This window comes from Bacillus sp. LR_5 (assembly GCF_042709275.1).
Window position 1 is genome coordinate 25,360 of the sequence record NZ_JAVAXX010000023.1, and the last position, 22,688, is coordinate 48,047.

Here is a 22,688-nt window from a genome sequence, read left to right on the forward strand (position 1 = left end):
AAGCAGGTGGCGCGAGAATTAAGAAATGCCAAAATCAGCTTTGTCAGTTATGTGGACAAGGCGGCTAACCAGACAGAATTTTTCTTTACGAAGTCAGCCAAACCTCCGTCATTTGAAAAAAAGGTTCGGCTGTTTACAAAAAGTGAGCAGGATGAACAAAAGCTCGTGTACGGAATCGTGTATGAGCCTGATGTTCCTGATGCACACGGCGATTTTATGACCGCCGAGGAAATTGAAAAAGCGGCGCACGGTTTTCTCGCGGAGGCACGGGAGATTGATATCAATCACAGCTTTGAGGGCGGAACCGGCGTCGTGGTCGAGTCCTATGTGGCGCCCGATGATTTTATGATCGGGTCAAAGCGGATTACAAAGGGCTCATGGGTGCTCGTGACAAGAGCGTCTGACGAGGTGTGGGAACAGATCAAGGCTGGAATCATCACCGGCTACAGCATGGCGGGCACTGCAGATGTGTATGAAGAAGAACCGGTCGAAAAAGCAGGGTTCTTTAGTGTATTCAAGCAAATGCTTGCTGACAAAACAGTGAAGGAGACTGAAGAAATGAGAAAAGAAGACATGAGAGAATCATTCGAGCATGCGCTTTACCCTCTGCTCAAACGGCTTGAGCGGATTGAAAAAAACACAGACACGGAGGAAAAGCCGGAGCAGACGGGTGATGACGAGCGTCTGAAAAAGCTCGTTGAAGACATGCTTGCCCCGCTGATCGAACGCATCGAGGCTTTGGAAAAAGCGCGGGGCGCGTCTAAGCAGACAGCGGACGATACGGGCGGCAATACAGAGCAAGTCAAAAAATCAATCTGGAGCGGACTGCTGTAAAACCAGTCAAGGAGGAGGAAATCAATTGAGAAATCAAGAGATCATTCGGAAAGCGGAAATGTCGCTTTCTGCTTTAAAAAGCGGCGGGCTTATGAACCCTGCGCAAGCATCGGCTTTTATCCGCATGGTGCAAAACACGCCGACCATTTTCAGTGAATCCCGCGTGATTCAAATGGAAAATGACTCGCAAAAATTTGAGAAAATCGGCTTCGGTCAGCGTATTCTGCGGGCTGCGCAAGAAGGAAAAGCACTGTCAAACGACGAGCTGACAGTTCCAACGACAAGCACTGTCCAGCTGAACACGAAGGAAGTCATTGCGGAAATCAACATTACGTATGACACACTTGAAAACAATATTGAAAAAGACGGCCTGCAGCAGACAATCATGCAAATTTTAGCAGAGCGCGCAGCAGTTGATATTGAAGAGCTGATCGTTAACGGTGATACAGCATCAGCTGATCCGTATCTGGCACAGCTGGACGGCATCCGTAAACAGGCGGTTTCCCATATCGTTGACATGAACGGTGAAGAACTGTCCAGAGCGACATTCAAGAAAGGCTTAAAGGCAGTTCCGCCAAAATATTTGCGCATCCCTCAGGAATTCAGATTCTATACGTCTCACGGCTTAGAAATCGAATGGAAGGACCGCGTGGCAGACCGCCAGACAAACCTTGGGGACCAGGCTGTTCAGGGCGGCTTGTCAACAGCATTCGGCGTACCGGTCAAAGGAGTATCCAATATTCAGCCGTACACAGTCGGTGAGGGAGACGCGCAATATGACGCTTCTGATATCATTCTCACACATCCGAAAAATATCATTCTCGGCTTCTCCCGCAATATCCGAATTGAAGTCGACAAAGACATCCGCTCCCGTAAATTCATTATTGTCTTAACGGCCAAGCTGGACAGCAAGTTCGAGGAAGAGGATGCCTGCGCGAAATTAATTAACGTAAAAGAATAATAGAAACGAGGTGGTCAGCTCATGCTCATTGAACCGACTGACGTAGCCTCCTATTCGGTCTATGATCGGGTGAAAAACAGGCCGGAAGAGCTGCTGGCGCAGGATATCATCGAGGCGGAAGCAGAAGCGGCTCTCATCACGGGCCACCGCTTTGAAGACAGCTTGTATGATCCGCTGCCCGGCAAGGTGAAGCTGGCTTTAGTAAAGCTTGCCCAGTATTTTGCGCTTGTCAACAGCGATGAATCTGCCTCATCAAGCTATCAGTCTGAGAAAATGGGGGATTATTCCTACACGGTTTCCGGAGAAGGCGGGATTCAGCGGCCAGAGGTGTATCATTTGCTCGAAGAGTTTATCAAGCCGGGTTACGTCCCTGAATCCTCCAGACTGAAGGTGAGATCTTTATGAGCTACAAGCAGATGCTCATTCACCGTTGCGACATTTATCATGAAGCAGCCCAAGCGCCGTCTGCAGGCCGATTTGGGATTCCGGCAGACAGGCTGCAGCCGGTGATTTCATATCCCGATACACCCGATGAACAAGATGTTCCTTGTTATTTTACCGAAAAAACACAGCAGCTGATTCAGGAGGAGCCGGATCAAACTGTATATCATAGCTTTCTCGTCCATTTTCCGTTGTCAGCGGACATCCGCGTGAACGATAAAATCATTTGGGAGAATCATAAATATATACTAAAGCTGCCGAAAAGGATCAGACATCATCATTGGGAGGTCGTCGCAGTCAGGGATGAAAGCCTATGAAAATAGCGGGATTGAAACAGCTGAACACGGCATTAAAAGAAGCGGCTTCAGGCGGTTTTTCCAGACAGGCGTCCCGGTGGCTTGAGGAGTGCGGGCAAGATTTTCTGGAGATCGTCCAATCTGAACTCATCAGCACACAAACGATTGATACAGAAAAACTGCTCAGTTCCTTTGAGAAAGGCGCAGAGGACAATCTCTGGATTGTGCAAAGCGGCGGGCTTTCGCTTGAGGTGGGGACACAGCTTGATTACGCCTCATTTCTTAATGACGGCCATTGGACGTCAAAACAAGATGTGAGATGGGTGCCGGGGCGTTTTCAAGGCTCACGGTTTATTTATGATCCAGCGGCTTCAACGGGAATGGCGCTCAAGAAAAAATGGATACCGGGCACGGGCTACTGGGATCATGCACTGCTTTTATATGAACAGCTGTTTGAAAAATCGCTGGAAAGCAAACTGCGCCAGTGGCTGAAGAAGCTGTAAAGGAGGAGCAGGATGAACAGTGAAACAGGATCGATCATGGCGTTTTTGTACAGCCGGTGGTCTGTTCCAATTTATGAACGCGAGCTTCCTGATCACTTTCAGGTGCCGTCGTTATACGTCCCGCCACCATCTGTTTTCGAGGAAACAGATACGGTCTCCACATTTAAAAAAACCTACAGTCTCAATGTAAAACTGTTTCATCTGGACTCCGTTCAGGCGCTGGATGAAGCGGACAGGCTCGCGGATGCCATCAGAGAAGCGAGAAATATGATTCCGCTGCTGAGTGAATCCGGCGAGAAGACGGGGGATATGGTTCGCCTCTCCCAAATCGAGACAAGGGTAGGAGACAGGGGCGAGGCGGCCATGGTGATCAGGTGGAGCAGCCGATATTATTATCACAAAACAGAACAGCCTGTCTTACAGGATATCGACATGAACAGCGGGGTGAAATAAACGGTGTCAAAGGACAAACAACAGAAGAAGGCTGTACATACAAAGAGCCGGGAAGCTCTATTTGATACAGCGGATTTGATTAAGCACGCGAAGGAACTGTTCGGCGTTAAGCCGGATATTCTTCAGGGGGCTTTATTTGGCGTGGATCAACCACGTATGACGAAATCAGAAGCCAACCAATTGATTCAAACATTTCTAACCAAGGAGGTCATGTCATCATGAATGGCGGAACATTTACAACAGGCAAAGAAAAAGAACGTGCAGGCATTTATTTTAACTTTAAAACGACGGCACAGGAGCGGGTATCACTCAGTGAACGGGGAACAGTCGCACTTCCGGTCGCATCAAGCTGGGGCGAAGCGAAAACGTTCGTCTCCATTTCCAGCGTTGAAGACTTAAACAAAAAAGTGGGCCTCAGCATTGATGACCCGTCTTTATTGCTGCTGCGTGAAGCGAAGAAAAATGCGAAAACGGTATTGATGTACCGTCTAACCGAAGGTGTCCGAGCGTCTGCTGATATTGCTGAAGGCGTCAAAGCAACTGCAGTATATGGCGGAACAAAAGGAAATGACATTATCATCCGCATCAATCAAAATGTGCTGGATACTAATTCTTTCGATGTGACAACATATATGGACGAATCAGAGGTTGATAAACAGACTGTCAAAAAGGCTGAAGAATTAACAGCTAACGGCTATGTCACTTTTACCGGAACAGGCGATCTTTCTTCAACGATTCCTCTCACTGGATCAGAAGGAGACACTGCAGCTGAGACGCTGAATGCATCCGCGGGAATCCGTTTATCTGGCGGTACGGATAAAGCCCCTGTCAACTCCGACTATACAGATTTCTTAGCCGCGGCTGAAACGGAGAGCTTTGATGTGATTGCGCTGCCTGTTGCAGAAGGTGACCAGTTGAAAGCGACGTTTGCTGCTTTCATTAAACGCCTGCGCGACGGCCAAGGACAAAAAGTGCAAGGCGTCACAGCCAATTATGCCGGTGATTATGAAGGCATCATCAACGTAACCGAGGGTGTGCTGCTTGAAGATGGCACGGAAGTTACACCGGACAAAGCAACAGCTTGGGTAGCTGGAGCGAGTGCAGGAGCAACCTTTAACCAATCACTTACATTTGTAGAGTACGAAGGCGCAGTTGATGTGTTACACCGCCTTGACCACGATACGATTGTTGAACGTCTGGGTAAAGGTGAATTTTTATTCACATTCGACGCCCGTGACAAATCCGTCAGCGTAGAAAAGGACATTAACTCACTCGTGACGTTCACAGCTGAGAAAAACAAGAAATTTGCGAAGAACAAAATCGTTCGTGTCCTGGATGCTGTGAATAATGATTTAACACGCGAGCTGAAAGCCTTAATTAAATCAAGAAAAGGCAGCGGAAGCGATATTCCGGCATCTGAAGACGGACTGCAGTATGTAAAAACGATGATCACGCAATACATGACAACGCTTCAGGATGCAGGCGGCATCACTGGCTTTGATTCCGATGAAGATATCACAATTTCAATGAATGAAGATCGTGACGGCTTCTTGATTGACCTGGCTGTTCAGCCTGTCGACGCAGCAGAAAAATTCTACTTTAATGTGGAGGTAAACTAATATGGCATTAAAAGCACAAAACACAATTTCAGGAAAAGAAGGCCGCTTATTTCTCGATGGTGAGGAAATGGCGCACATCAAAACATTTGAAGCAAACGTTGAGAAAAACAAATCCGAAGTCAACATTATGGGCCGCCGCATGACAGGCCATAAAACAACAGGGGCAAATGGAACAGGGACCGCGACGTTCTACAAAGTCACATCAAAATTCGTGCTATTGATGATGGACTATGTCAAAAAAGGCAGCGACCCTTATTTCACGCTCCAAGCCGTGCTGGATGATCAATCCTCCGGCCGGGGCACAGAGCGAGTCACGCTGTACGACGTCAACTTTGACTCTGCCAAAATCGCAAGCCTTGATGTCGATTCAGAAGCGTTAGAGGAAGAAGTTCCATTTACATTCGAAGACTTCGACGTCCCTGAAAAGCTATCTGACACGTTTTAATCAAAGCTGAATCAGCCCATACGCAGACCTTTCTCAGAAAGGTCTGTTTTTAAAAGATGAAACCAAACAATAGACAAGGGAGTTTTTTACATGAGCGAGAAGAACGAAAACGTATATGATCTTTCCTTTTTTATGCCGGGAAAAACAATTGAAGCTGAGGAAATCAAAGTGCCGATCTCAAAGCGTTTTGTTGATAAAAAAGGGAACATCGTGCCATTTATTTTTAAAGCGATCACGACGGAGCGCATTGATGAATTGGAGAAAGAAACAACAACGTATAAAAATGTCAAAGGCAGAGGCCGTGTAAAAGATTTAGACAGCCAGCGCTTTTATGCCCGAATCGCAGTTGAATCAACCGTTTATCCGGACTTCCGTTCAAAAGAGCTTCGAGAAGCTTACAAAACGGCTGACCCGGTAGAAGTTGCGAAACGCGTGCTCTCAGTTGGAGGCGAGTATGCGAACTGGTTAAACAAAGCGATTGAGATTAATGGATTTGAAGATGAATTAGAGGATCTGGAAGAAGAAGCAAAAAACTAATCAAGGATGGGCATAAAGAAGCCGTGTATCTCTACTATGCGATGCACGAGCTTCATTATTCTCCATCAGATTTATTAGAACTGTATGAAGCGCCTCGAAACTTCAAGGCGCTGTTGTATGGACTGATTGGATATAAGCTCGATCTCCTTGAAAAACAAGCAAAGAAAGGAGGGGCATCGTAATTGGCAAAGCTGACAGCAAGGTTTGAAATGGAAGACCGTGTAAGTAAAAAGTTAAGAAAGATCCAGAATGGGTTTAGAGCTCTTGAAAAATATAGAAAAATGGTGCAGCGAAAAAGCGCTATTGATGTACGAAAAGAAAGCAAAACTGTATTAAGGACAATTGATCGCATACAAAAATCATTAAAGAAAAAGCTTGGCGCCCAAATGATCTCCATTTCAACTGAGGATAAAGCCAGCAGTATTATTCAGCAGGTTAATGTTCAATTGCAGGGATTGCCGTCATCTGTATCTATTAAAATAGATGCTAGTGACCAAGCAACCGAAAAGTTTGAACGATTAAGAGAGCTCGTGGCAGGTTTTAAAGGCTTTGCGATTATGCTGAGTGCAGAAGATCAAGTGTTGCCAGCTGTGCAAAAAATACAGCGCTATATGGAAACTGCACTTAAAAATGGTTACTCTGTTACGATACGCGTGATTGATCACGTCATGAAAACAGTCGGTCGTATTTCTGCTGGTATTAATGCCTTAACAGGAAAAGACAACAAACTTGAGCTCGCTATTAATGACAAGGTGTCAAATAAGCTGGATTCATTGCAGAAAAGAATTGACAGCATGGGAAGTTCAGGTCCCTCCGAAAAAGGAGCGCCTTCAGCAGGAGGTACAGGAGATATTGCGAGCATGTTTGATCCAGAAACGATTTTGACAGCACTGGACAAATTTGCTGCTTCATTCATGGAAAAGGTGGATGAAATCGCCACAAAGTTCAGCCCGGAAACAATCTTAACAGAGCTGGATAAATTTACGACATCGTTCATGAATAAGGTGGATGAAGTCGCCACAAAGTTTAGTCCAGAGACAATTTTGTCGCAGCTGGATAAATTCACAACATCGTTCATGAATAAAGTGGACGCAATTGCAACGAAATTCAGTCCAGAAACGATTTTGTCGCAGCTGGATAAATTCACAACATCGTTCATGAATAAAGTGGACGCAATTGCAACGAAGTTCAGTCCAGAAACGATTCTGGCACAGCTGGATAAGTTTACAACATCGTTCATGAGTAAAGTGGACGCAATTGCGACGAAATTCAGTCCAGAAACGATTCTGGCACAGCTGGATAAGTTTACAACATCGTTCATGAGTAAAGTGGACGCAATTGCGACGAAATTCAGTCCAGAAACGATTTTGTCGCAGCTAGATAAATTCACAACATCGTTCATGAGTAAAGTGGATGCAATCGCAAGTAAATTCAGTCCAGAAACGATTTTTAAGCAGCTTGACAAGTTTACAGATTCCTTTATGAAAAAAGTGGATGCAATCGCAAGTAAATTCAGTCCAGAAGCGATTTTTAAGCAGCTTGACAAGTTTACAGATTCCTTTATGAAAAAAGTGGATGATATTGCAAGCAAATTCAGTCCAGAAGCGATTTTTAAGCAGCTTGATAAGTTTACAGATTCCTTCATGAAAAAAGTGGATGATATCGTAAGTAAATTCAGCCCGGAAACAATCTTTAATGAGCTTGACAAGTTTACAGATTCCTTCATGAAAAAAGTGGACGATGTCGTAAGTAAATTCAGCCCGGAAACGATTTTTAACGAGCTTGACAAGTTTACAGATTCCTTTATGAAAAAAGTAGATGATGTCGCCAGCAAATTCAGTCCAAACGCCATTATTACTAAAGCGGAAGACTTTGTAACAAATATTGTTGACAAAATTTCAGAGAAATTTAATTTCCTGAACCCGGATAAAATCGCTAATAAAGCAGAAAAGTTTGTTGATAACATTGTTTCAAAAATCGCCAAGAAATTCGAGAAATTCAGCCCTGATAAAATTATTGAAAAAGTGGGAGAGTTTTTTGAAAAAATTATAAAAGGCATTGCTGAGAAGCTGGGGAATCTGGATATTGGCGGGTTGCTTGGCGGCAAATCCAGCGGAAGCAAAAGCAAACAAAAAGCTTCAAAAGCCAATACAAAGAACTCAACTTCTAACAATTCAAACCGCACTAAAAAACCTTCTATGAACCAAAAATCTTCAGGTTCAAAATCGAAAAAGTCAGGCGGCAAATGGGGCGGGGCTTGTGGTTGCTGCTGTGCCGGAATCAGTACAGGCAAAAGCAAAAAAGTGAAAAATAGAAACGGTTCATCAACAAAAGGGAATAAAACAAATCCTGTGAATACACCTAAATCTGCTAAAGGAGCATCAGGCAAAGGTTTTTCAGGCCTTCTGAAAACATTGGGTGAATCAAAAGGCTTAAAAGGCGGACTGAAGGGCTTAAAAGGAGCGGCAAAAGGAATACCGGGATTAGGCGAAATACTGTCCCTTACTGACTTAGCCGGTATCAATAAGGATAATGCTGGTGAAAAAGTAGGTTCAGCCGGCGGAGGTTTAGCAGGAGCCGCTGCAGGAGCGGCTATTGGAAGCGTTGTGCCGGGAGTCGGGACGGCTATTGGCGGTGTTGTAGGAGGAATTGCCGGTACTTTCGGCGGTGAAAGTTTAGGGAAGGCAATTGATGCCGGCGCTCTAGAGGATACATGGAACAGCATCACAGAGGGTGCGCAAAATGCCTGGTCAGCCATTCAGGATACTTGGGGAACTGTATCAACATGGTTTATGGACAATGTCTGGACGCCAGTGTCAACCGCAGTTGTGGGTGTAGCAACAAGCATATGGTCCAACATCGTAAATGCATGGACAACGATTCAAACGATATTCAGCACGGTGGCAACATGGTTTATGGACAATGTCTGGACGCCGGTTTCATCAGCAGTTGTGGGTGTAGCAACAGCAATATGGTCTAAAATCGTAAATGCATGGACGACAATTAAAAATGTGTTCAGTACAGTTGCTTCATGGTTTATGAGTAATGTGTGGGGGCCAGTCAAATCTGCTGTAATAGGAGCGGCAACTACAATCTGGGATAAAATGACCGGTGCTTGGAATAAGATTAAGAGTGTTTTCAGTACAGTATCGGGATGGTTCATGGATACAGTTTGGAACCCGGTTAAAAATACAGTCTCAGATGTAGGTAAGGGAATCTCAGATGCTTTCAAAAAAGCGATAGACACCGTTAAGAACATTTGGAAAGGCCTGAGCGGCTGGTTTAAAAAGAATATTCAAGAACCTCTTACAAAGGTGGGAGAAGCAATTTCAGATGCTTTTTCTAAAGCGTTCGGCTGGGTGAAGCAAATCTGGGATAAAGCTGGCGGCGTAGCTAGTAAAGTAATTAATTTTGTAACCGGCGGCGGTGATCCGAATAAAGGTAAGGATCCGGATAAAAATGCCACAGGCGGCTACATCACCAAACCAACCATCTCGTGGATCGGTGAAGCCGGCAAGGAATTCGTTATCCCGGTTGATAACAACCGAGGCCGGGGGAAGATGCTTCTTTCACAAGCGGCGTCTAAGCTGGGTATGCAAGTTGTAGACGACATGGGCGCAGCTTCGTCTTCTGGCGGAAGTCCAGCATCTGTTTCAGGAGGAGCAGCTGTCAGTCCTCTATCAGGCTCAGCCTCCCCAGCAATGAACACTGCAAATCTTACAGGCCAAGCGTCCACACTCGGACAGCAATTTTCAGAAGGCTTTGGTAAAGGCATCAGCGATCAGCCGGTCAAAATGGAAGACTGGAAAAAGAAAAACATCAATACGCCATTTACACAAATGATTTCTGCTTCACCAAATTACGGTAAACAAATGGTAAGCGGGTATGCCAAGGGCCAAAGCGGCACTGCAACTGGAACAGACGGCTTTTTGCAATCAAAAGTTAAAACGCCGTACCAAGCCACTGTGAACAAATCGTCTTCATGGGGCACAGGAACGGTCAAAGGCTTTGCGCAAGGACAAAACTCAACCCAAACAGGGACTGCACAGTATGTGAGTACACATGTTGACAAACCGTTCCTGCGTTCAAAAGACACATCGAACAGCTGGGGCTCCGGTTTGATCGGAAACTTTGTGACAGGCATGAATTCTAAATCCAGTGAAGTAAAACAAGCAGCAAAGGATATGGCCAAGAGAGTGGAGCAGGCTTTCCGTGAGGAGCTAGATATTCATTCACCTTCCCGTGTCATGATGAGCTTGGGACGTTTTGCTTCAATTGGTGTTGTCAAAGGCCTTGGCTCAGTAGATGTAAAGAAATATGCTGAAAAACAAGCCGGATCACTGGCGGCTGCCTATTCCGGAATGGGAGCCATGGGCGGGAACGTAAAACAATGGATTATGGCTGCTCTCATGGCCACCAAGACACCGATGAGCTGGCTACCGGGACTCATGACGATTGCGCAGTATGAATCCGGAGGCAATCCGAATGCAATTAACTTGTGGGACAGCAACGCAAAAGCGGGGCATCCGTCACAAGGGCTGATGCAGACGATCCCAAGCACCTTTAATGACCATAAAGCACCGGGTATGGGTAACATTAAAAACCCGATTCACAACGCAGCTGCTGCGATCGGCTATATTAAAAGCAGATATGGATCAATCAACAATGTGCCGGGTATTAAAAGCCTGAATCATGGCGGACCGTATGTCGGTTACGCAAACGGCGGGCTGATTACAAAAGAACAAATTGCCCGTGTCGGAGAAGGAAACAAGCGGGAATGGATCATTCCGGAGGAGCGAGGCATCCGCGGCCGCTACCTCCTTCAGAGAGCTGCGCAAGCTCTTGGTATGGAAGTGACAGATCCGTCTCAATCCCAGCAGTCTGAGCTTTCTTCAGGACAAGTTTCAGCAGTTACATCCGGTACACGGCAAACGATACAAACAGCTGGAACGAAAGAAATAAAGATTGAGTTTAACGGCGATCAGCATTTCCATAATGGACAGGATGCTGATGGCCTGGTTGCGAAAATCAAGCAGGCATTACTTGATGAATTACAAAAAGACATTAACACCGGAACAAAGGGGGTCGTGGCTTTTGACTAAGTCTATCTATGAATTTTGGATATCACAGGGGAAAGAAAAGCTGCGATTCCCGGTTCTTCCTGAAGCGATTGATATAGCGAATAGTGTACAAAATGACTCAGTAAAGATAACGGGATTGGGTGAACTAACGTTTATTGAAGAACCCGGAGCAAAAGAAATTTCATTTTCTTCTTTTTTTCCAAAAAAGTATACGCCGATAGCTGAATATCAAAATCTCCCGTCTCCGGAAAATGCCATTGCGAAAATTGAAAAATGGATGAAGGCAAAAAAGCCTGTTCAATTTTTAATTACGGGAACAAAAATCAATATGACATGCAGTATTGAAAGCCTTAAATATAGTGAGGGAGACAATGAAATAGGAGATCGGGATTTTGATATTGTATTAAAAGAATACAAAACCGCTTCCCCGCGGAAAATCAAGCAGAAGAAAAAAACAAAGGCAAAACGTCCGTCGAAGGCTGCGCCGAAGACGTACACAGTGAAAAAGGGAGATACGCTATGGGACATTGCAGGCAGGTTTTACGGGAACAGCACCCAATGGCGCAAAATTTGGAACGCCAATAAAACAGCAATGATCAAACGAAGCAAACGGAACATCAGGCAGCCGGGCCACTGGATTTTTCCCGGCCAAAAATTAAAGATACCGCAATGAAACAGGTGATGTATGATGATAGAACTGTTCGTCATTAAAGACACAGAGTGGCTTGAGCTGGTTGCAGAAAGCGTATCGCTTGAAGGCCATCGTTATCAGGCGCCGCGTTCTATTGAAGCGACCATCGTCACCAAGCAGGGCGACCAGACGTATTACAGTGTCTCAGAAGGAGATACGGTTTTGTTTAAATGGAAGGGAAAAGAGCTGTTTCGGGGCATTGTTTTTGCAAGAACCCCGGACGAGCATACTCTTGCCTTCAGCGCTTATGACATGCTTCAGTACCTGGTCAAAAACCAGGATATGTACGTGTTTTCTAATCAGCGGGCCGACCAGATCATCAGAAGGATTGCGAGTGACTTCCAGATACCGACAACCTCGATTGCAAACACAGGCCATACGATCAAAAGTCTTGTCATTAAAAATGATACGACATTGTATGACATCATATTAAAAGCGCTGAAACAGACGAAAAGCCAGACAGGACGACATTACCAGCTGTATTCGGAAAAAGGAAAGCTCGGTCTGCGCGCTTGGCCAGATCCGTCAGAGGTATGGGTGCTTGAAACGGGCGTCAATATCACGGGCTACCAATACAGCACTTCTATAAACGACACTGCTACTCGGGTGGTACTTCGCCGGCAGAAGGACAATAAGACATATAAAGCCTCTGCCAAGGACAGTTCAGGCTTAAATAAATACGGTGTGCTTCAATATACGGAAACGGTCACAGATGACATCAACCAGGCACAGCTTCAGCAGCGGGCAGATGTACGGCTTGCTGAAAAAAAGGGCGTGAAAAAAGAACTGAAAAATATTCAGGCAGTGGGCATCCCGGAAGTGCAGAGCGGCTTGCCTGTCTATATTTCTATTCCGGAGGCCGGCATCAAGAAAACCTATTGGGTAGATACGGACCGGCACGAATTTAAAGGAACGAAACATACGATGACGATCGATGTTGTCGAAAAGAATACGATGCCGGAAGGAGTTTCCTGATGAGATTAAGTGAGGCTATAAAACATTTGGCAGTCGGCGCAGTTGACGCTGAGTCTCCGGTAGAACTGCTCCCGGCTGAAGTCGTTTCGGTTTCTCCTGTGGAAATCAAATTAAAAGAAAACAGCAAACTGATCATACCGGAAGACGCCATCATTATCCCAAAACGAATGCAGTCCGGAGGAGACGATGCACTCGAGCCGGGGGATCGCCTCATGACCGCGGCTCTGACTGGCGGGCAATCGTTTTTTATTTTAGATAAGGTATAGACAAAACCGCTTCAGTACGAAGGGGTTTTTATTTAGCATGTAAAAGGAGTGGGCAACATGGCCCTGACACCAGAAGTGGAGTTTGAAGATATTGAAGTTGAGAGCGAAGTCATTGAAACCTCGCAAACGTACAAAATAGATTTTGAAAACGGAAGAATTACGAATGAGCTGATTACCGGGCTTGAAGCGATCAGGCAGTTCGTGTATATCGCCTTACAGACAGAACGCTATGCATATTCCATATACAGCCATAATGTCGGAAACGAGCTTCAGGACGTGCTGACAGATCATGAGACGACTGATGCGTATAAAAAGATGGAGATTCCGAGACTGATAGAAGAGGCGCTGGTTTATGATGACCGGATATCTGCTGTAACAGATTTTGAGATTGAAAAACAAGGCGACGCGTTTCATGTGTCCTTCGTGGTGGAGACGGATGAAGGAACGCTTGAGATTGAGGAGGTGATTGGCGAAGATGTTTGAAGATCAGACTTTTGAAGCGATTATGGAGCGTATGCTGAACAGCATTTCCGCAGATATTGACACAAGAGAAGGCAGCGTCATTTATAATGCGTTAGCCCCGGCGGCGGCCGAGCTTGCGAAGTCTTATATATGGCTGGATACTGTGCTTGAGCTAGTTTTTTCTGATACCGCACAAGGCGAATTTTTAGACAGGCGTGCAGCGGAAGCGGGAATTGAACGGACAGCCGCGACAAAGGCGGTCAGAGCGGGAGAGTTTACATCTGGAGTTACTATTCCTGTCGGCTCCCGCTTTTACGTGGATAATCTTTATTTTCAATATACGGCAGATGGGACGCTCATCTGTGAAACACCTGGTGAAGAAGGAAACGCCAATCTGACCGGACGCAATTTATTGTCATTGGATACCATTCCCGGTTTAGAAACGGCCATAGTCAAAGAAATCCTGATTCCGGGACGCGAGGAAGAGGGAGATGACAGCTTGCGAGAACGGTATTTTACAAGGGTTCGGCGTGAGGCCGTCAGTGCCAATAAAATGCATTATAAAGAGTGGGCTGAGGAAGTGGACGGTGTGGGAAAGGCAAAGATCTTCCCGCTTTGGAACGGTGAAGGCACTGTCAAAATTGTCGTCACCAATGCGAATCTTGAGCCCGCTTCTCCTATTTTAATTCAAAAAGTGAAAGATTATATCGACCCTGAACCAGGACAGGGAGAGGGACAGGCGCCAATCGGAGCCGTTGTCACAGTGGAGAGCGCGGTCTGGAAAGAAGTTGAGATTTCTGCCGAAGTGCTGCCTGAGATCAATCACTCAATTGATGAAGTGAAGTCAGAAATTGAGGAAGGCGTTTTAAATCTCTTTAAGAAAATGGCTTTTGAAGATAACGTCATCCGCCTTTCTCAAATTAACAATATCGTCTATAATTCACCATCAGTCAGTGACTACTCCAATATTCAAATCAACGGCACGTCTGAAAATCTGGTGCTGAGCGACGTGGAAATTCCTAAGCTTGGGCAGGTGAAGATCATTGAGCAAACAAGATGACATGACAGCGTATCTGCCGCCGTTTCTTACCAGCCTTAAAGAAATGGCTGAGCTGCTGAAAGCGGAAGCGCCTGAGTTTGATAAACAAAATGACAGCATATTTGATCTGACGGATCAGTTATTCGTACCGACGGCGACTTGGGGGCTCAGCCGCTGGGAAAAAATTTTAAACGTCCCGCGGGAATCAGGCGACACTGATGAGATCAGACGATTGCGGCTCATTTCCAAAATGTCGAACATCCCGCCAATCACATACAGGGCCATTGAGCAGGCGGTAAACCGTTTCTTGAAAAACCCGTCTGCACAGGTCCGCCTGCTTCCCGGCGAATACCGATTTAACGTCGATATCAATGTTGATGACCTCCAGCACATGAATGAGCTGATCGAAGCGATAGAAAACATGAAACCCGCTCATTTGGCGTATACGCTCAGAGGCGGATTGAATGAGACGCTGCGAATCAAAGATACAGTCATCCTGAATCACCGCAGATACCGAACAGCCAGTGAGCTCAAGGTCGGTTATTCTGTCACTCTTAACAACAATGAGGTGGTTTTAACTTGATTTCAACCATATACAGAGAACGCACAGCGGCTGATCTAAAAAGCAGAATCGATCACGTGCTGCTCAACGGCCAAAAAACAGAAATAGTAGAGCTCGCCATTGACGGTGCGACAGTCACCGTTCTGACAAAACGTGAGGAAGACATCAAGCATATCGAAACGGTACAAATTTTTGACGAGCTGGGCAATGTGATCACAGAGAGAAAGACTGACCTGGACGTTAGCGAAAACAGAACACTCGATTTCAGATTTACTTTTGAGGTGGTGTAAACATGGCATACGAAGAAAAAACAGACTGGCTTCCGGATGATCCCATCAACGAAGATGACGTCAACCGTTGGGAAAAAGGCATAAAAGACGCCCACACCGACATGGCTGCCCACAAAAACGACATGAACAACCCCCACAACACAACAAAGGCGCAAATCGGGCTGGGGAACGTGGATAATGTGCAGCAGGCGGCTAAGAAGGATTTTGACAAGCATGAGCAAGATCAGGTGCGGCATGTTACAGAGGAAGAGCGAGAGAAATGGAACAAAGGTCAATTATCTAAGATTACAAAAGATGATGGACAGCCTATGTTCAATATAACGAGTGATTTCCATACGGAACTGTTGAACTATCCTACATTGACTTATTTTTCTTATACTGGCACGCCTCTAAATTCACCAGGCGGCTCAGGAAGAGGATTTTGGACTTGCAGCGACAGCAAATTAAATGGTCATGTAATTGTGGTGACAAATGATAATAAAACTTTTCGTAAAACTCTCTTAAACGGTATCTGGTCAAATTGGGTTGAATTGGAGACGACAGAGGGCGCTCAAACAAAAGTGAACGCTCATGCAGACATTTCAGACATACATGTCACACAAGCAGAAAAAGACAAGTGGAATAACAGCCAGCTTTTTAAAATTACTGCAGACAACGGTCAAGGAAAACTATACTTAAGCGAAACAGATGATTTTCATAAAATTGTTCCACAGAACACTGGATTGGTTCATTTTGCTTCTGCACCAAATACACTAAACGGCCCTGGTACTTCAGTCAGGGGCTTATGGACTATTAATGCGACTGGAAATTACGGGCAAATTATCGCTTTTGACAATACAAATAAAACGTATCGAAAGACGATCTCAGGAGGAATCTGGTCAGATTGGATTGAATTAGAGACAACAGCTGGAGCAGAGGAAAAGGTATCTAATCATGCTAAGGACTCAGCAATACACATTACATCTGTTGAGAGAAGTAAATGGAATGGAGCTCAGCTTACTAAAATAACAAGTGATATAGGAGGGGTGTCCATTGCAGCAAACGAAGGAGAGGACATTCTTCAAAAAATAATTGATCAAGGTAGAGGTATGGGCACATTTTATGCACATGGAAAAGCTGTAAACGCTCCATCACCATTTTCAATAAGAGGAGTATTTCATTTGACTAGCCAATCAACTGAGGGGAAAGGTATGTTTGGTTGGGTCTTAGCTACCGATTACAGAAACAACGTTTTTACGAATTATTATGATGGAAGTACTGTTGCATGGCAAGGATGGAACAAGGTTGAAACTGAAACCAGCGCTCAGGCTAAAGCAGATAAAGCCTTAGCTGATGCTAAAAACTATGTTGACTCTAATTATACGAATAATAAATTAACAGTTCTTACAGGATCCAATGCAATTCAAGACGCTAGAACAAGCGGCAATGAGTATCCAGCTGGGCTGACTTTTATGGATATAGGAGCAAATAATACAACAGGATACCCTCTTACCTATGGTATTGTAAAAAATGAAAAACACAGTAATTATAGATTTACTCAGTATTTTTATGGAACTGGAAATGAATCTAGCTCCTACTTTGCCAACACAGGTTCTTGGATTCGCCATTGGTGGGCAGATTCAGGCTGGACAGCCTGGCATAAAATTTCTGGATTTGCACATGCCAATATTCGGGCCAACAGCATACAATATTTAAATAAAGCTAACCATACAAAAATTCAGTTTAAACGCAAAATAAAAGATACTCATAATGCTTTTGACACAAATAATAGTAGATTCGTTGCTCCTAATGATGGAATGTTTTTAGTGGGAGTTGGGCTGTATATGATAAATACACCGGCTTACATCAATTTTCACCTGAAACTCTATCTCAATGGATCATTGTATAAACCGATTGACCATAAGAGAGGGGACTTTGTTGATAAGCAAAATGAAATGTACCTTGCATTAAATGGTAATGTAACCGTTCCTATGAACAAAGGTGACTATATAGAGATCTATTGTTATTGCAATTATAGCGGTGATGATAGAAGAGGTGTATCCGATTTTAACGAGCTATACAACTATATAGACATCCAAGAACTTGGAGGACTTAACTATCCTACAGTATAAGATAGGAGGCAAAATGATGATCGCAGAAGCAATCATGTTTAAATACCCCAGTGCAGACCCAACAAGAGATTTTATCGTTCAAAATGACGGGGAAGGGTCTTATATAGCCGAGTGGAACCTGCGCGCCCCAATCCCAACACAAAAAGAACTCGAATCCTGGTGGGAGGAATCACAAAAAAACCCGCCGTACGAGCCGCCTGATCAGGTGGAGCTTCTCGCTCAAGAATTGTCACAAGAAAAGCTGGCACGCAAGCAGCTTGAAGAATTGAACAAAACTTTGGGAAACGAGCTGGCAGGTATAAAGCTTTCACTACTTTCTTTGAAAGGAGATTACTCTGAATGAATTATTGGGTGCTTGCCCTCTATTATGAGTGGGCGACAGCAGATATGGTAAAACAAGCATTAGCATATAAAGACTGTTCAATTGAGGATCTGGCAGAGGGTGTGAACAAAAAGCTGATCACAGCTGACCAGTATAAAGAAATTACCGGTAAAGCCATGTAAGGCTTTTTTATTTTGCCTGTTTTTAGATCAAAGGAGGATGAAGATATTGAAGTATCAATATGAATTTCCTCTCGATAAGGCTGGAAAAGCCGGCGCTGTAAAGCCCTATCGAGGAGGAAAAAATGATTTTGTGACACCTGTTTCGAATTTGTCAGGCGTAGCGGAGATTTTAACAAATGCTGCTTTAAAGGCTACTGAGGCATACAGTCAGCTCGGGCAGGATAGGCTTGGCGCAGTTCTGATTTCGAAAGTGAAGGGCTGGGCGTATGCAGATCGTGAAGGTACGCTCTTTATAGAAGAAAGTGACAATAACAATGTTTGGACAACGACAGCAGCAGTTAATGTCGCAGCAGGTGTCCTGACAGCGACGGACTGGGTATATCTTTCTAAACGCTATTACCGTTTCCGCTATGTGAACGGGAATCTTCAGCAATCTGAGTTTGTATTATACCAATCAGTCGGTGCGGGTGAGATGGATGTGCGTGTCAATGGAAAAACGCCTTTACAGATTGACTTTGCGGAGAATCAAACACACGATGGACGGCTGAAAGTCGAGGCTCGCAAAACATTTGACTTTGTCTTTCATGAAAATGCAGAGTCCGCCGGCGAGGGGGCAGCTTTACCTGTTGACGGTGCCGCGCATTTACTCGTTGAAATCTACGGCACAGCGGAAATGAGCGAAGTCAAATTTTGGGGCAAATCGGTGTCAGGACAGAAACTGCCGATCAGAGGCGTGAAAACTGATGATGCCACCTCTGCTTTGAGTACATTAGGAAAAGCTGAGACATGGGCCTTCGATATTAAAGGGTTTAAGGAGATCATCATGGAGATCGTCAGTATCACCGGCGGTACTCTCTCGGTAAAAGGGACCGCTGTTTCATAACAGTTTTGGCCCTCGGAAGGGAGGTGATCTGCATGTAAAGGAGGAGTGAATAATGCAGCAAGAGGCAGATGTGAATGTGTTTCAGCAGGACTTAGCAGACATAAAAGGCGAGCACAAAGCACTTGAGCAGAGGGTTTCCGCATTAGAACGCGTGTCTGACCGTCAAGACCAGCAAATCATGACGCTGAATGAGAAATTAAACAAAATTGAAGAAAACACAACGTGGATTAAACGCACCATCACAGGTGCCATCATTACAGCAGTGTCTACAGGCATCATTGGCGGAGCCATCGCCATTATGTACAGCCTGCTGCAGCATTAAAGGGGGATTTTCATGAACACGTTTGACAAGGGCACGGTCATCAGGACGGTGCTTCTTTTAATTGCTTTAATCAACCAGACCATGCTGATGCTCGGCAAATCACCATTGGACATTCAGGAGGAGCAGGTCAATCAGCTCGCTGACGCTCTTTATTCAGCCGGTTCCATCGCATTTACAATTGGAACGACACTTGCCGCTTGGTTTAAAAACAACTATATAACAGAAAAAGGGAAAAAACAGCGCGACTTGTTAAGGGACAATAATCTGACGAAATAAGGAGAGATGAAAATGGTTAACATTATTCAAGACTTTATTCCGGTTGGCGCAAATAACCGTCCAGGCTACGCAATGACGCCGCTTTACATTACGGTGCACAACACAGCGAATACCGCAGTAGGAGCAGATGCTGCAGCGCATGCCCGCTATTTGAAAAATCCTGATACGACGACAAGCTGGCATTTTACAGTTGATGATACAGAAATTTATCAGCATCTGCCTTTAAATGAAAACGGCTGGCATGCGGGAGACGGAAATGGCAGCGGCAACCGGGCTTCTATTGGAATTGAAATTTGCGAAAATGCCGATGGCGATTTTGCAAAAGCAACAGCAAATGCCCAGTGGCTCATCAAAACATTAATGGCTGAACATAATATCAGTCTCGCCAATGTCGTCCCTCATAAGTATTGGTCAGGGAAGGAATGTCCACGAAAATTGTTAGATACGTGGGATTCGTTCAAAGCAGGAATTGGGGGAGGCGGCAGCCAAACTTACGTCGTGAAACAGGGCGACACACTTACATCTATAGCGAGAGCATTTGGTGTTACGGTTGCTCAGCTGCAAGAGTGGAACAATATCGAAGACCCGAATCTTATTCGCGTTGGTCAAGTATTAATTGTAAGTGCTCCATCGTCCGCTGAAGAACCCGAGCTCTATCCGCTCCCTGATGGTATCATTCAATTGACAACACCTTATACCTCAGGAGAACACGTCTTTCAGGTGCAACGAGCACTTGCGGCTCTGTATTTTTACCCTGATAAAGGCGCTGTTAACAACGGAATTGACGGCGTTTACGGACCGAAAACAGCTGACGCAGTTGCCCGTTTTCAGTCTGTTAACGGTCTAACTGCTGACGGTATCTACGGGCCTGCGACGAAAGCGAAGATCGCAGCGCAATTAAGCTGATCACAGACCATAAAAATCCCGGAGCTGCTCCGGGATTTATTTTTTCTTCTTCAACTTTTTAATAATTCCAGCACTGCGCTCCCTCACCCGAAGCGAGTACCCGGAAAGCCCAAACCTTCCGTAAGCAACAAACTTCACACGCCTCACCAATTTTTTCACTGTATCACCTGACATTATCCTCTGTTTGTATTTATTATATGTAACCCTTTAAGAAAAGGAATAAGGACAAGAGCTGTTTTCCCTTGTCCTTTTAGTGTGATCATGCTTTTTTTCGTTTATACTCGTCAATCAGCCGTTCGTTTTCTTTGAAGATTCTTGCTGTATGCGGACTGACTTGATAGCTTGCGACACTGGTGGTTGAACGTTTTTTCAGGATTTTAAACGGCTTCGCCGCTCTGGGCTCGCATCTGTTTTGAAACGCACGTTCCATTATCCTTCACCTTCCTCCTCAATTGGCAGCACCAAATCATATATGCTCGTTAATGACGTAAATAGCAAATAATCAAATTCCGTGACAATGCTGTCAGACGTCAGCTTGATGACATAGTTCTGTGTCTCGATGGTAAAAGGGATGAGAACCACTTTTCCGTATTGGTCGTAATAAACATCCTTTCGATCGAGCCGTGTTTGTACATCTGCCGGATCATCCATATGCTCGGTTAACCGGTCTTTATCAGCCTGTGTCGAATAGTGGCAAAGAGAAGCCGTTAAGTTCATTTTATCAGCATAGGTTTTCAGCAGCTTATCAATACCTTCAGCATAAGCATCTATACTTCCATAATAAACATGGATCGGCTCGTTTTTCAATAGGTATTGGTATGTTTTCAGCCGATTGAGATACATGTGGAGCATTTCGTTGTTTTCTTCAAGAATTTCTCTTGTGTCTGTTTCAAGCTCGCTGCCGGCCAGTTTTTTGACGTATGCACTTAAGAAGATAAAAGCATCAATCAAAGCAAAACTGACTGCGACAATGAGATACCGTTCCCAGTGGGTAAATAGGGAAGTGGGCTCATATGTCCAGTATACCATAGCGCCCAGAACAAACAGCAAATACCAAGTTTTCCGGATGGCGAACATTTTTTCTTTGACCTTCGCTTCGAAACGCCACGTGGCATACACGTATAACCCCAGTCCGGCCACGATGCACCAGACCATGATCTGAAAGAATAAAACCATATTCGAATCCCTCATATCTGAAATAGGTTCTGCTTATTGTATTCGAGAGATCCGGATGGTTTTCCTGTTCCATCAAAAAAACCGCTCCTTTGACAGAAGCGGTGTGACATTAAAATATCATATTTAAAATAAAGTAGGCGATGGCACCAAGTGTCGCTGAAATCGGAAGCGTGATGACCCATGTAATGAGCATTCGCTTGGCCGTACCCCAGTTTACGCCTTTTACCCGGTGTGACGCACCGACGCCAAGAATTGATGAAGAAATGACGTGGGTTGTACTGACCGGCAAATGAATAAACGTGGCGCCGAAAATAATGGCTGCTCCGGTTAAGTCAGCGGAAACACCGTTTACCGGGCGGATTTTCATGATCTTTCCGCCAACGGTTTTGATGATTTTCCAGCCGCCGATTGATGTTCCGAGACCCATGGCTGTCGCGCAGGCGAATTGCACCCAGGTAGGAATATCATTAGCAGAAGTATGTAAATTCGCTGTGATGAGAGCCATTGTGATAATTCCCATTGCTTTTTGCGCATCGTTTGTTCCGTGTGTATACGATTGCAGGGCAGCTGTTACAATCTGCACTCTGCGGAATTGCTTATTCGTTTTCGCCAAGTTGCTGTCTTTGAAAATCAGCTTAACGATGCTATAAAGAATAAAACCAAGGACAAAGGCAATAATTGGTGATAGGATCAGTGCTTCAATGATTTTAATGAAGCCCTTATAGTTTAACGCTGCAAATCCGGCTGCCGCAATGGCTGCACCGGCAATAGCGCCGATGATGGCATGGGATGAGCTGCTTGGGATACCGTAGTACCATGTGATAAGGTTCCAGGCAATTGCAGCGAGTAGCGCAGCCAAAATGACAACAGAGCCATTTTCCAGCGTATAAGGATCTACGATGTCTTTCGTAATGGTTTTGGCAACACCTGTAAACGTCATTGCTCCGACAAAGTTCATCACAGCAGCCAATATAATGGCATGGCGCGGTTTTAACGCTTTTGTTGATACCGAAGTCGCAATTGCGTTTGCCGTATCATGAAACCCGTTGATGAAA

At 45.0% G+C, this 22,688-nt stretch carries 30 protein-coding genes; 26 read left to right on the top strand and 4 right to left on the bottom strand.

Translation table 11 applies throughout. The features are described from left to right. The first annotated feature begins 6 nt into the window (after positions 1 to 6). The 26 genes from RAC86_RS07740 (at position 7) to RAC86_RS07865 (ending at position 20,457) form a co-directional block, all read left to right on the top strand. Positions 7 to 834 carry an XkdF-like putative serine protease domain-containing protein gene (locus RAC86_RS07740; RefSeq protein WP_015252281.1) on the top strand — a complete coding sequence of 276 codons (828 nt, stop codon included), beginning with the start codon at positions 7 to 9 and terminating at the stop codon, positions 832 to 834. A 25-nt stretch (positions 835 to 859) separates the two neighbouring features. Continuing rightward, entirely contained in the window at positions 860 to 1,795 is a 936-nt protein-coding gene (locus tag RAC86_RS07745) for a phage major capsid protein (protein ID WP_377885477.1), read from the top strand. A 21-nt stretch (positions 1,796 to 1,816) separates the two neighbouring features. After that, positions 1,817 to 2,200: a protein YqbG gene (gene yqbG, locus RAC86_RS07750; RefSeq protein ID WP_021479474.1), complete on the top strand. Its 384-nt coding sequence runs from the start codon at positions 1,817 to 1,819 to the stop codon at positions 2,198 to 2,200. Then, on the top strand, positions 2,197 to 2,553 hold the full coding sequence (locus RAC86_RS07755) for a YqbH/XkdH family protein (RefSeq protein WP_042974265.1): 357 nt from the start codon (positions 2,197 to 2,199) through the stop codon (positions 2,551 to 2,553). Before yqbG ends, RAC86_RS07755 begins: the two co-directional genes overlap by 4 nt. Continuing rightward, positions 2,550 to 3,035 (top strand): HK97 gp10 family phage protein, encoded by a 486-nt coding sequence (locus RAC86_RS07760; protein WP_128992675.1) that lies wholly within the window; start codon positions 2,550 to 2,552, stop codon positions 3,033 to 3,035. The genes RAC86_RS07755 and RAC86_RS07760 overlap by 4 nt, the downstream gene beginning before the upstream one ends. 12 nt (positions 3,036 to 3,047) lie before the next feature. Beyond that, positions 3,048 to 3,488, top strand: a complete 441-nt coding sequence (locus RAC86_RS07765; protein ID WP_128992677.1) for a phage portal protein — start codon at positions 3,048 to 3,050, stop codon at positions 3,486 to 3,488. Positions 3,489 to 3,491: 3 nt separating this feature from the next. After that, positions 3,492 to 3,710 (top strand): YqzN/YkzM domain-containing protein, encoded by a 219-nt coding sequence (locus RAC86_RS07770; protein WP_003232679.1) that lies wholly within the window; start codon positions 3,492 to 3,494, stop codon positions 3,708 to 3,710. After that, entirely contained in the window at positions 3,707 to 5,107 is a 1,401-nt protein-coding gene (locus RAC86_RS07775; protein ID WP_213414431.1) for a phage tail sheath family protein, read from the top strand. The genes RAC86_RS07770 and RAC86_RS07775 overlap by 4 nt, the downstream gene beginning before the upstream one ends. Before the next feature lies 1 nt (position 5,108). Further along, the gene (locus RAC86_RS07780; RefSeq protein ID WP_003232677.1) at positions 5,109 to 5,552 is read left to right on the top strand and encodes a phage tail tube protein; all 444 of its coding nucleotides are present in this window, start codon (positions 5,109 to 5,111) and stop codon (positions 5,550 to 5,552) included. A gap of 90 nt (positions 5,553 to 5,642) precedes the next feature. Then, positions 5,643 to 6,089, top strand: coding sequence for a phage tail assembly chaperone (locus RAC86_RS07785; RefSeq protein ID WP_015715734.1), 447 nt, complete (start codon positions 5,643 to 5,645; stop codon positions 6,087 to 6,089). Between the two features lie 41 nt (positions 6,090 to 6,130). Then, entirely contained in the window at positions 6,131 to 6,271 is a 141-nt protein-coding gene (locus RAC86_RS07790) for a hypothetical protein (RefSeq protein WP_072692631.1), read from the top strand. Further along, positions 6,272 to 11,191 (top strand): transglycosylase SLT domain-containing protein, encoded by a 4,920-nt coding sequence (locus RAC86_RS07795; RefSeq protein ID WP_377885479.1) that lies wholly within the window; start codon positions 6,272 to 6,274, stop codon positions 11,189 to 11,191. Further along, positions 11,184 to 11,843, top strand: coding sequence for a LysM peptidoglycan-binding domain-containing protein (locus RAC86_RS07800; RefSeq protein WP_038828716.1), 660 nt, complete (start codon positions 11,184 to 11,186; stop codon positions 11,841 to 11,843). Before RAC86_RS07795 ends, RAC86_RS07800 begins: the two co-directional genes overlap by 8 nt. A 15-nt stretch (positions 11,844 to 11,858) precedes the next feature. After that, the gene (locus RAC86_RS07805; protein ID WP_003245730.1) at positions 11,859 to 12,836 is read left to right on the top strand and encodes a phage-like element PBSX protein XkdQ; all 978 of its coding nucleotides are present in this window, start codon (positions 11,859 to 11,861) and stop codon (positions 12,834 to 12,836) included. Continuing rightward, the gene (locus tag RAC86_RS07810; RefSeq protein ID WP_003244812.1) at positions 12,836 to 13,102 is read left to right on the top strand and encodes a DUF2577 family protein; all 267 of its coding nucleotides are present in this window, start codon (positions 12,836 to 12,838) and stop codon (positions 13,100 to 13,102) included. The genes RAC86_RS07805 and RAC86_RS07810 overlap by 1 nt, the downstream gene beginning before the upstream one ends. Before the next feature lie 57 nt (positions 13,103 to 13,159). Next, positions 13,160 to 13,585, top strand: coding sequence for a DUF2634 domain-containing protein (locus RAC86_RS07815; protein ID WP_003232671.1), 426 nt, complete (start codon positions 13,160 to 13,162; stop codon positions 13,583 to 13,585). Further along, the gene (locus tag RAC86_RS07820; RefSeq protein WP_377885481.1) at positions 13,578 to 14,624 is read left to right on the top strand and encodes a baseplate J/gp47 family protein; all 1,047 of its coding nucleotides are present in this window, start codon (positions 13,578 to 13,580) and stop codon (positions 14,622 to 14,624) included. The genes RAC86_RS07815 and RAC86_RS07820 overlap by 8 nt, the downstream gene beginning before the upstream one ends. Then, a complete protein-coding gene (locus RAC86_RS07825) occupies positions 14,608 to 15,186 on the top strand; it encodes a YmfQ family protein (RefSeq protein WP_220396466.1) in 579 nt (192 codons plus the stop codon). Before RAC86_RS07820 ends, RAC86_RS07825 begins: the two co-directional genes overlap by 17 nt. Beyond that, complete coding sequence (locus tag RAC86_RS07830; RefSeq protein WP_003232665.1) at positions 15,183 to 15,455, top strand: hypothetical protein; 273 nt, start codon at positions 15,183 to 15,185, stop codon at positions 15,453 to 15,455. Before RAC86_RS07825 ends, RAC86_RS07830 begins: the two co-directional genes overlap by 4 nt. Before the next feature lie 2 nt (positions 15,456 to 15,457). Next, entirely contained in the window at positions 15,458 to 17,566 is a 2,109-nt protein-coding gene (locus tag RAC86_RS07835; RefSeq protein WP_377885482.1) for a terminase, read from the top strand. Between the two features lie 13 nt (positions 17,567 to 17,579). Next, on the top strand, positions 17,580 to 17,909 hold the full coding sequence (locus RAC86_RS07840; RefSeq protein WP_377885483.1) for an XkdW family protein: 330 nt from the start codon (positions 17,580 to 17,582) through the stop codon (positions 17,907 to 17,909). Beyond that, the gene (locus RAC86_RS07845) at positions 17,906 to 18,070 is read left to right on the top strand and encodes an XkdX family protein (protein ID WP_014479563.1); all 165 of its coding nucleotides are present in this window, start codon (positions 17,906 to 17,908) and stop codon (positions 18,068 to 18,070) included. The genes RAC86_RS07840 and RAC86_RS07845 overlap by 4 nt, the downstream gene beginning before the upstream one ends. A gap of 43 nt (positions 18,071 to 18,113) precedes the next feature. Beyond that, positions 18,114 to 18,953 (top strand): phage-like element PBSX protein XepA, encoded by an 840-nt coding sequence (xepA, locus tag RAC86_RS07850; protein ID WP_029727045.1) that lies wholly within the window; start codon positions 18,114 to 18,116, stop codon positions 18,951 to 18,953. 52 nt (positions 18,954 to 19,005) lie between these two features. Then, on the top strand, positions 19,006 to 19,275 hold the full coding sequence (locus RAC86_RS07855; protein WP_015252265.1) for a hemolysin XhlA family protein: 270 nt from the start codon (positions 19,006 to 19,008) through the stop codon (positions 19,273 to 19,275). A gap of 12 nt (positions 19,276 to 19,287) precedes the next feature. Beyond that, positions 19,288 to 19,551: a phage holin gene (locus RAC86_RS07860; protein ID WP_014479566.1), complete on the top strand. Its 264-nt coding sequence runs from the start codon at positions 19,288 to 19,290 to the stop codon at positions 19,549 to 19,551. A 12-nt stretch (positions 19,552 to 19,563) separates the two neighbouring features. Then, entirely contained in the window at positions 19,564 to 20,457 is an 894-nt protein-coding gene (locus tag RAC86_RS07865; RefSeq protein WP_014479567.1) for an N-acetylmuramoyl-L-alanine amidase, read from the top strand. A gap of 36 nt (positions 20,458 to 20,493) precedes the next feature. Here RAC86_RS07865 and spoIISC read toward each other — a convergent pair whose 3' ends face one another. The 4 genes from spoIISC to RAC86_RS07885 all read right to left on the bottom strand — a co-directional run. Continuing rightward, entirely contained in the window at positions 20,494 to 20,631 is a 138-nt protein-coding gene (gene spoIISC / locus RAC86_RS07870) for a three component toxin-antitoxin-antitoxin system antitoxin SpoIISC (protein WP_119899277.1), read from the bottom strand. 85 nt (positions 20,632 to 20,716) lie between these two features. Continuing rightward, a complete protein-coding gene (spoIISB, locus tag RAC86_RS07875) occupies positions 20,717 to 20,887 on the bottom strand; it encodes a three component toxin-antitoxin-antitoxin system antitoxin SpoIISB (RefSeq protein WP_003232646.1) in 171 nt (56 codons plus the stop codon). After that, the gene (gene spoIISA, locus RAC86_RS07880; protein WP_089172519.1) at positions 20,887 to 21,633 is read right to left on the bottom strand and encodes a toxin-antitoxin-antitoxin system toxin SpoIISA; all 747 of its coding nucleotides are present in this window, start codon (positions 21,631 to 21,633) and stop codon (positions 20,887 to 20,889) included. Before spoIISA ends, spoIISB begins: the two co-directional genes overlap by 1 nt. Positions 21,634 to 21,742: 109 nt before the next feature. Then, the coding region (locus RAC86_RS07885) for an inorganic phosphate transporter (protein ID WP_377885484.1) at positions 21,743 to 22,688 on the bottom strand (946 nt) is incomplete at its 5' end.

Bases quoted from the DNA above. Each gene is read 5' to 3' on its own strand.
- yqbG (WP_021479474.1), top strand. From the start codon at position 1,817: ATGCTCATTGAACCGACTGACGTAGCCTCCTATTCGGTCTATGATCGG.
- RAC86_RS07755 (WP_042974265.1), top strand. From the start codon at position 2,197: ATGAGCTACAAGCAGATGCTCATTCACCGTTGCGACATTTATCATGAA.
- RAC86_RS07760 (WP_128992675.1), top strand. From the start codon at position 2,550: ATGAAAATAGCGGGATTGAAACAGCTGAACACGGCATTAAAAGAAGCG.
- RAC86_RS07765 (WP_128992677.1), top strand. From the start codon at position 3,048: ATGAACAGTGAAACAGGATCGATCATGGCGTTTTTGTACAGCCGGTGG.
- RAC86_RS07775 (WP_213414431.1), top strand. From the start codon at position 3,707: ATGAATGGCGGAACATTTACAACAGGCAAAGAAAAAGAACGTGCAGGC.
- RAC86_RS07780 (WP_003232677.1), top strand. From the start codon at position 5,109: ATGGCATTAAAAGCACAAAACACAATTTCAGGAAAAGAAGGCCGCTTA.
- RAC86_RS07785 (WP_015715734.1), top strand. From the start codon at position 5,643: ATGAGCGAGAAGAACGAAAACGTATATGATCTTTCCTTTTTTATGCCG.
- RAC86_RS07790 (WP_072692631.1), top strand. From the start codon at position 6,131: ATGCACGAGCTTCATTATTCTCCATCAGATTTATTAGAACTGTATGAA.
- RAC86_RS07805 (WP_003245730.1), top strand. From the start codon at position 11,859: ATGATAGAACTGTTCGTCATTAAAGACACAGAGTGGCTTGAGCTGGTT.
- RAC86_RS07810 (WP_003244812.1), top strand. From the start codon at position 12,836: ATGAGATTAAGTGAGGCTATAAAACATTTGGCAGTCGGCGCAGTTGAC.
- RAC86_RS07815 (WP_003232671.1), top strand. From the start codon at position 13,160: ATGGCCCTGACACCAGAAGTGGAGTTTGAAGATATTGAAGTTGAGAGC.
- RAC86_RS07820 (WP_377885481.1), top strand. From the start codon at position 13,578: ATGTTTGAAGATCAGACTTTTGAAGCGATTATGGAGCGTATGCTGAAC.
- RAC86_RS07835 (WP_377885482.1), top strand. From the start codon at position 15,458: ATGGCATACGAAGAAAAAACAGACTGGCTTCCGGATGATCCCATCAAC.
- RAC86_RS07840 (WP_377885483.1), top strand. From the start codon at position 17,580: ATGATGATCGCAGAAGCAATCATGTTTAAATACCCCAGTGCAGACCCA.
- RAC86_RS07845 (WP_014479563.1), top strand. From the start codon at position 17,906: ATGAATTATTGGGTGCTTGCCCTCTATTATGAGTGGGCGACAGCAGAT.
- RAC86_RS07855 (WP_015252265.1), top strand. From the start codon at position 19,006: ATGCAGCAAGAGGCAGATGTGAATGTGTTTCAGCAGGACTTAGCAGAC.
- RAC86_RS07860 (WP_014479566.1), top strand. From the start codon at position 19,288: ATGAACACGTTTGACAAGGGCACGGTCATCAGGACGGTGCTTCTTTTA.
- RAC86_RS07865 (WP_014479567.1), top strand. From the start codon at position 19,564: ATGGTTAACATTATTCAAGACTTTATTCCGGTTGGCGCAAATAACCGT.
- spoIISC (WP_119899277.1), bottom strand. From the start codon at position 20,631: ATGTCAGGTGATACAGTGAAAAAATTGGTGAGGCGTGTGAAGTTTGTT.
- spoIISB (WP_003232646.1), bottom strand. From the start codon at position 20,887: ATGGAACGTGCGTTTCAAAACAGATGCGAGCCCAGAGCGGCGAAGCCG.
- spoIISA (WP_089172519.1), bottom strand. From the start codon at position 21,633: ATGGTTTTATTCTTTCAGATCATGGTCTGGTGCATCGTGGCCGGACTG.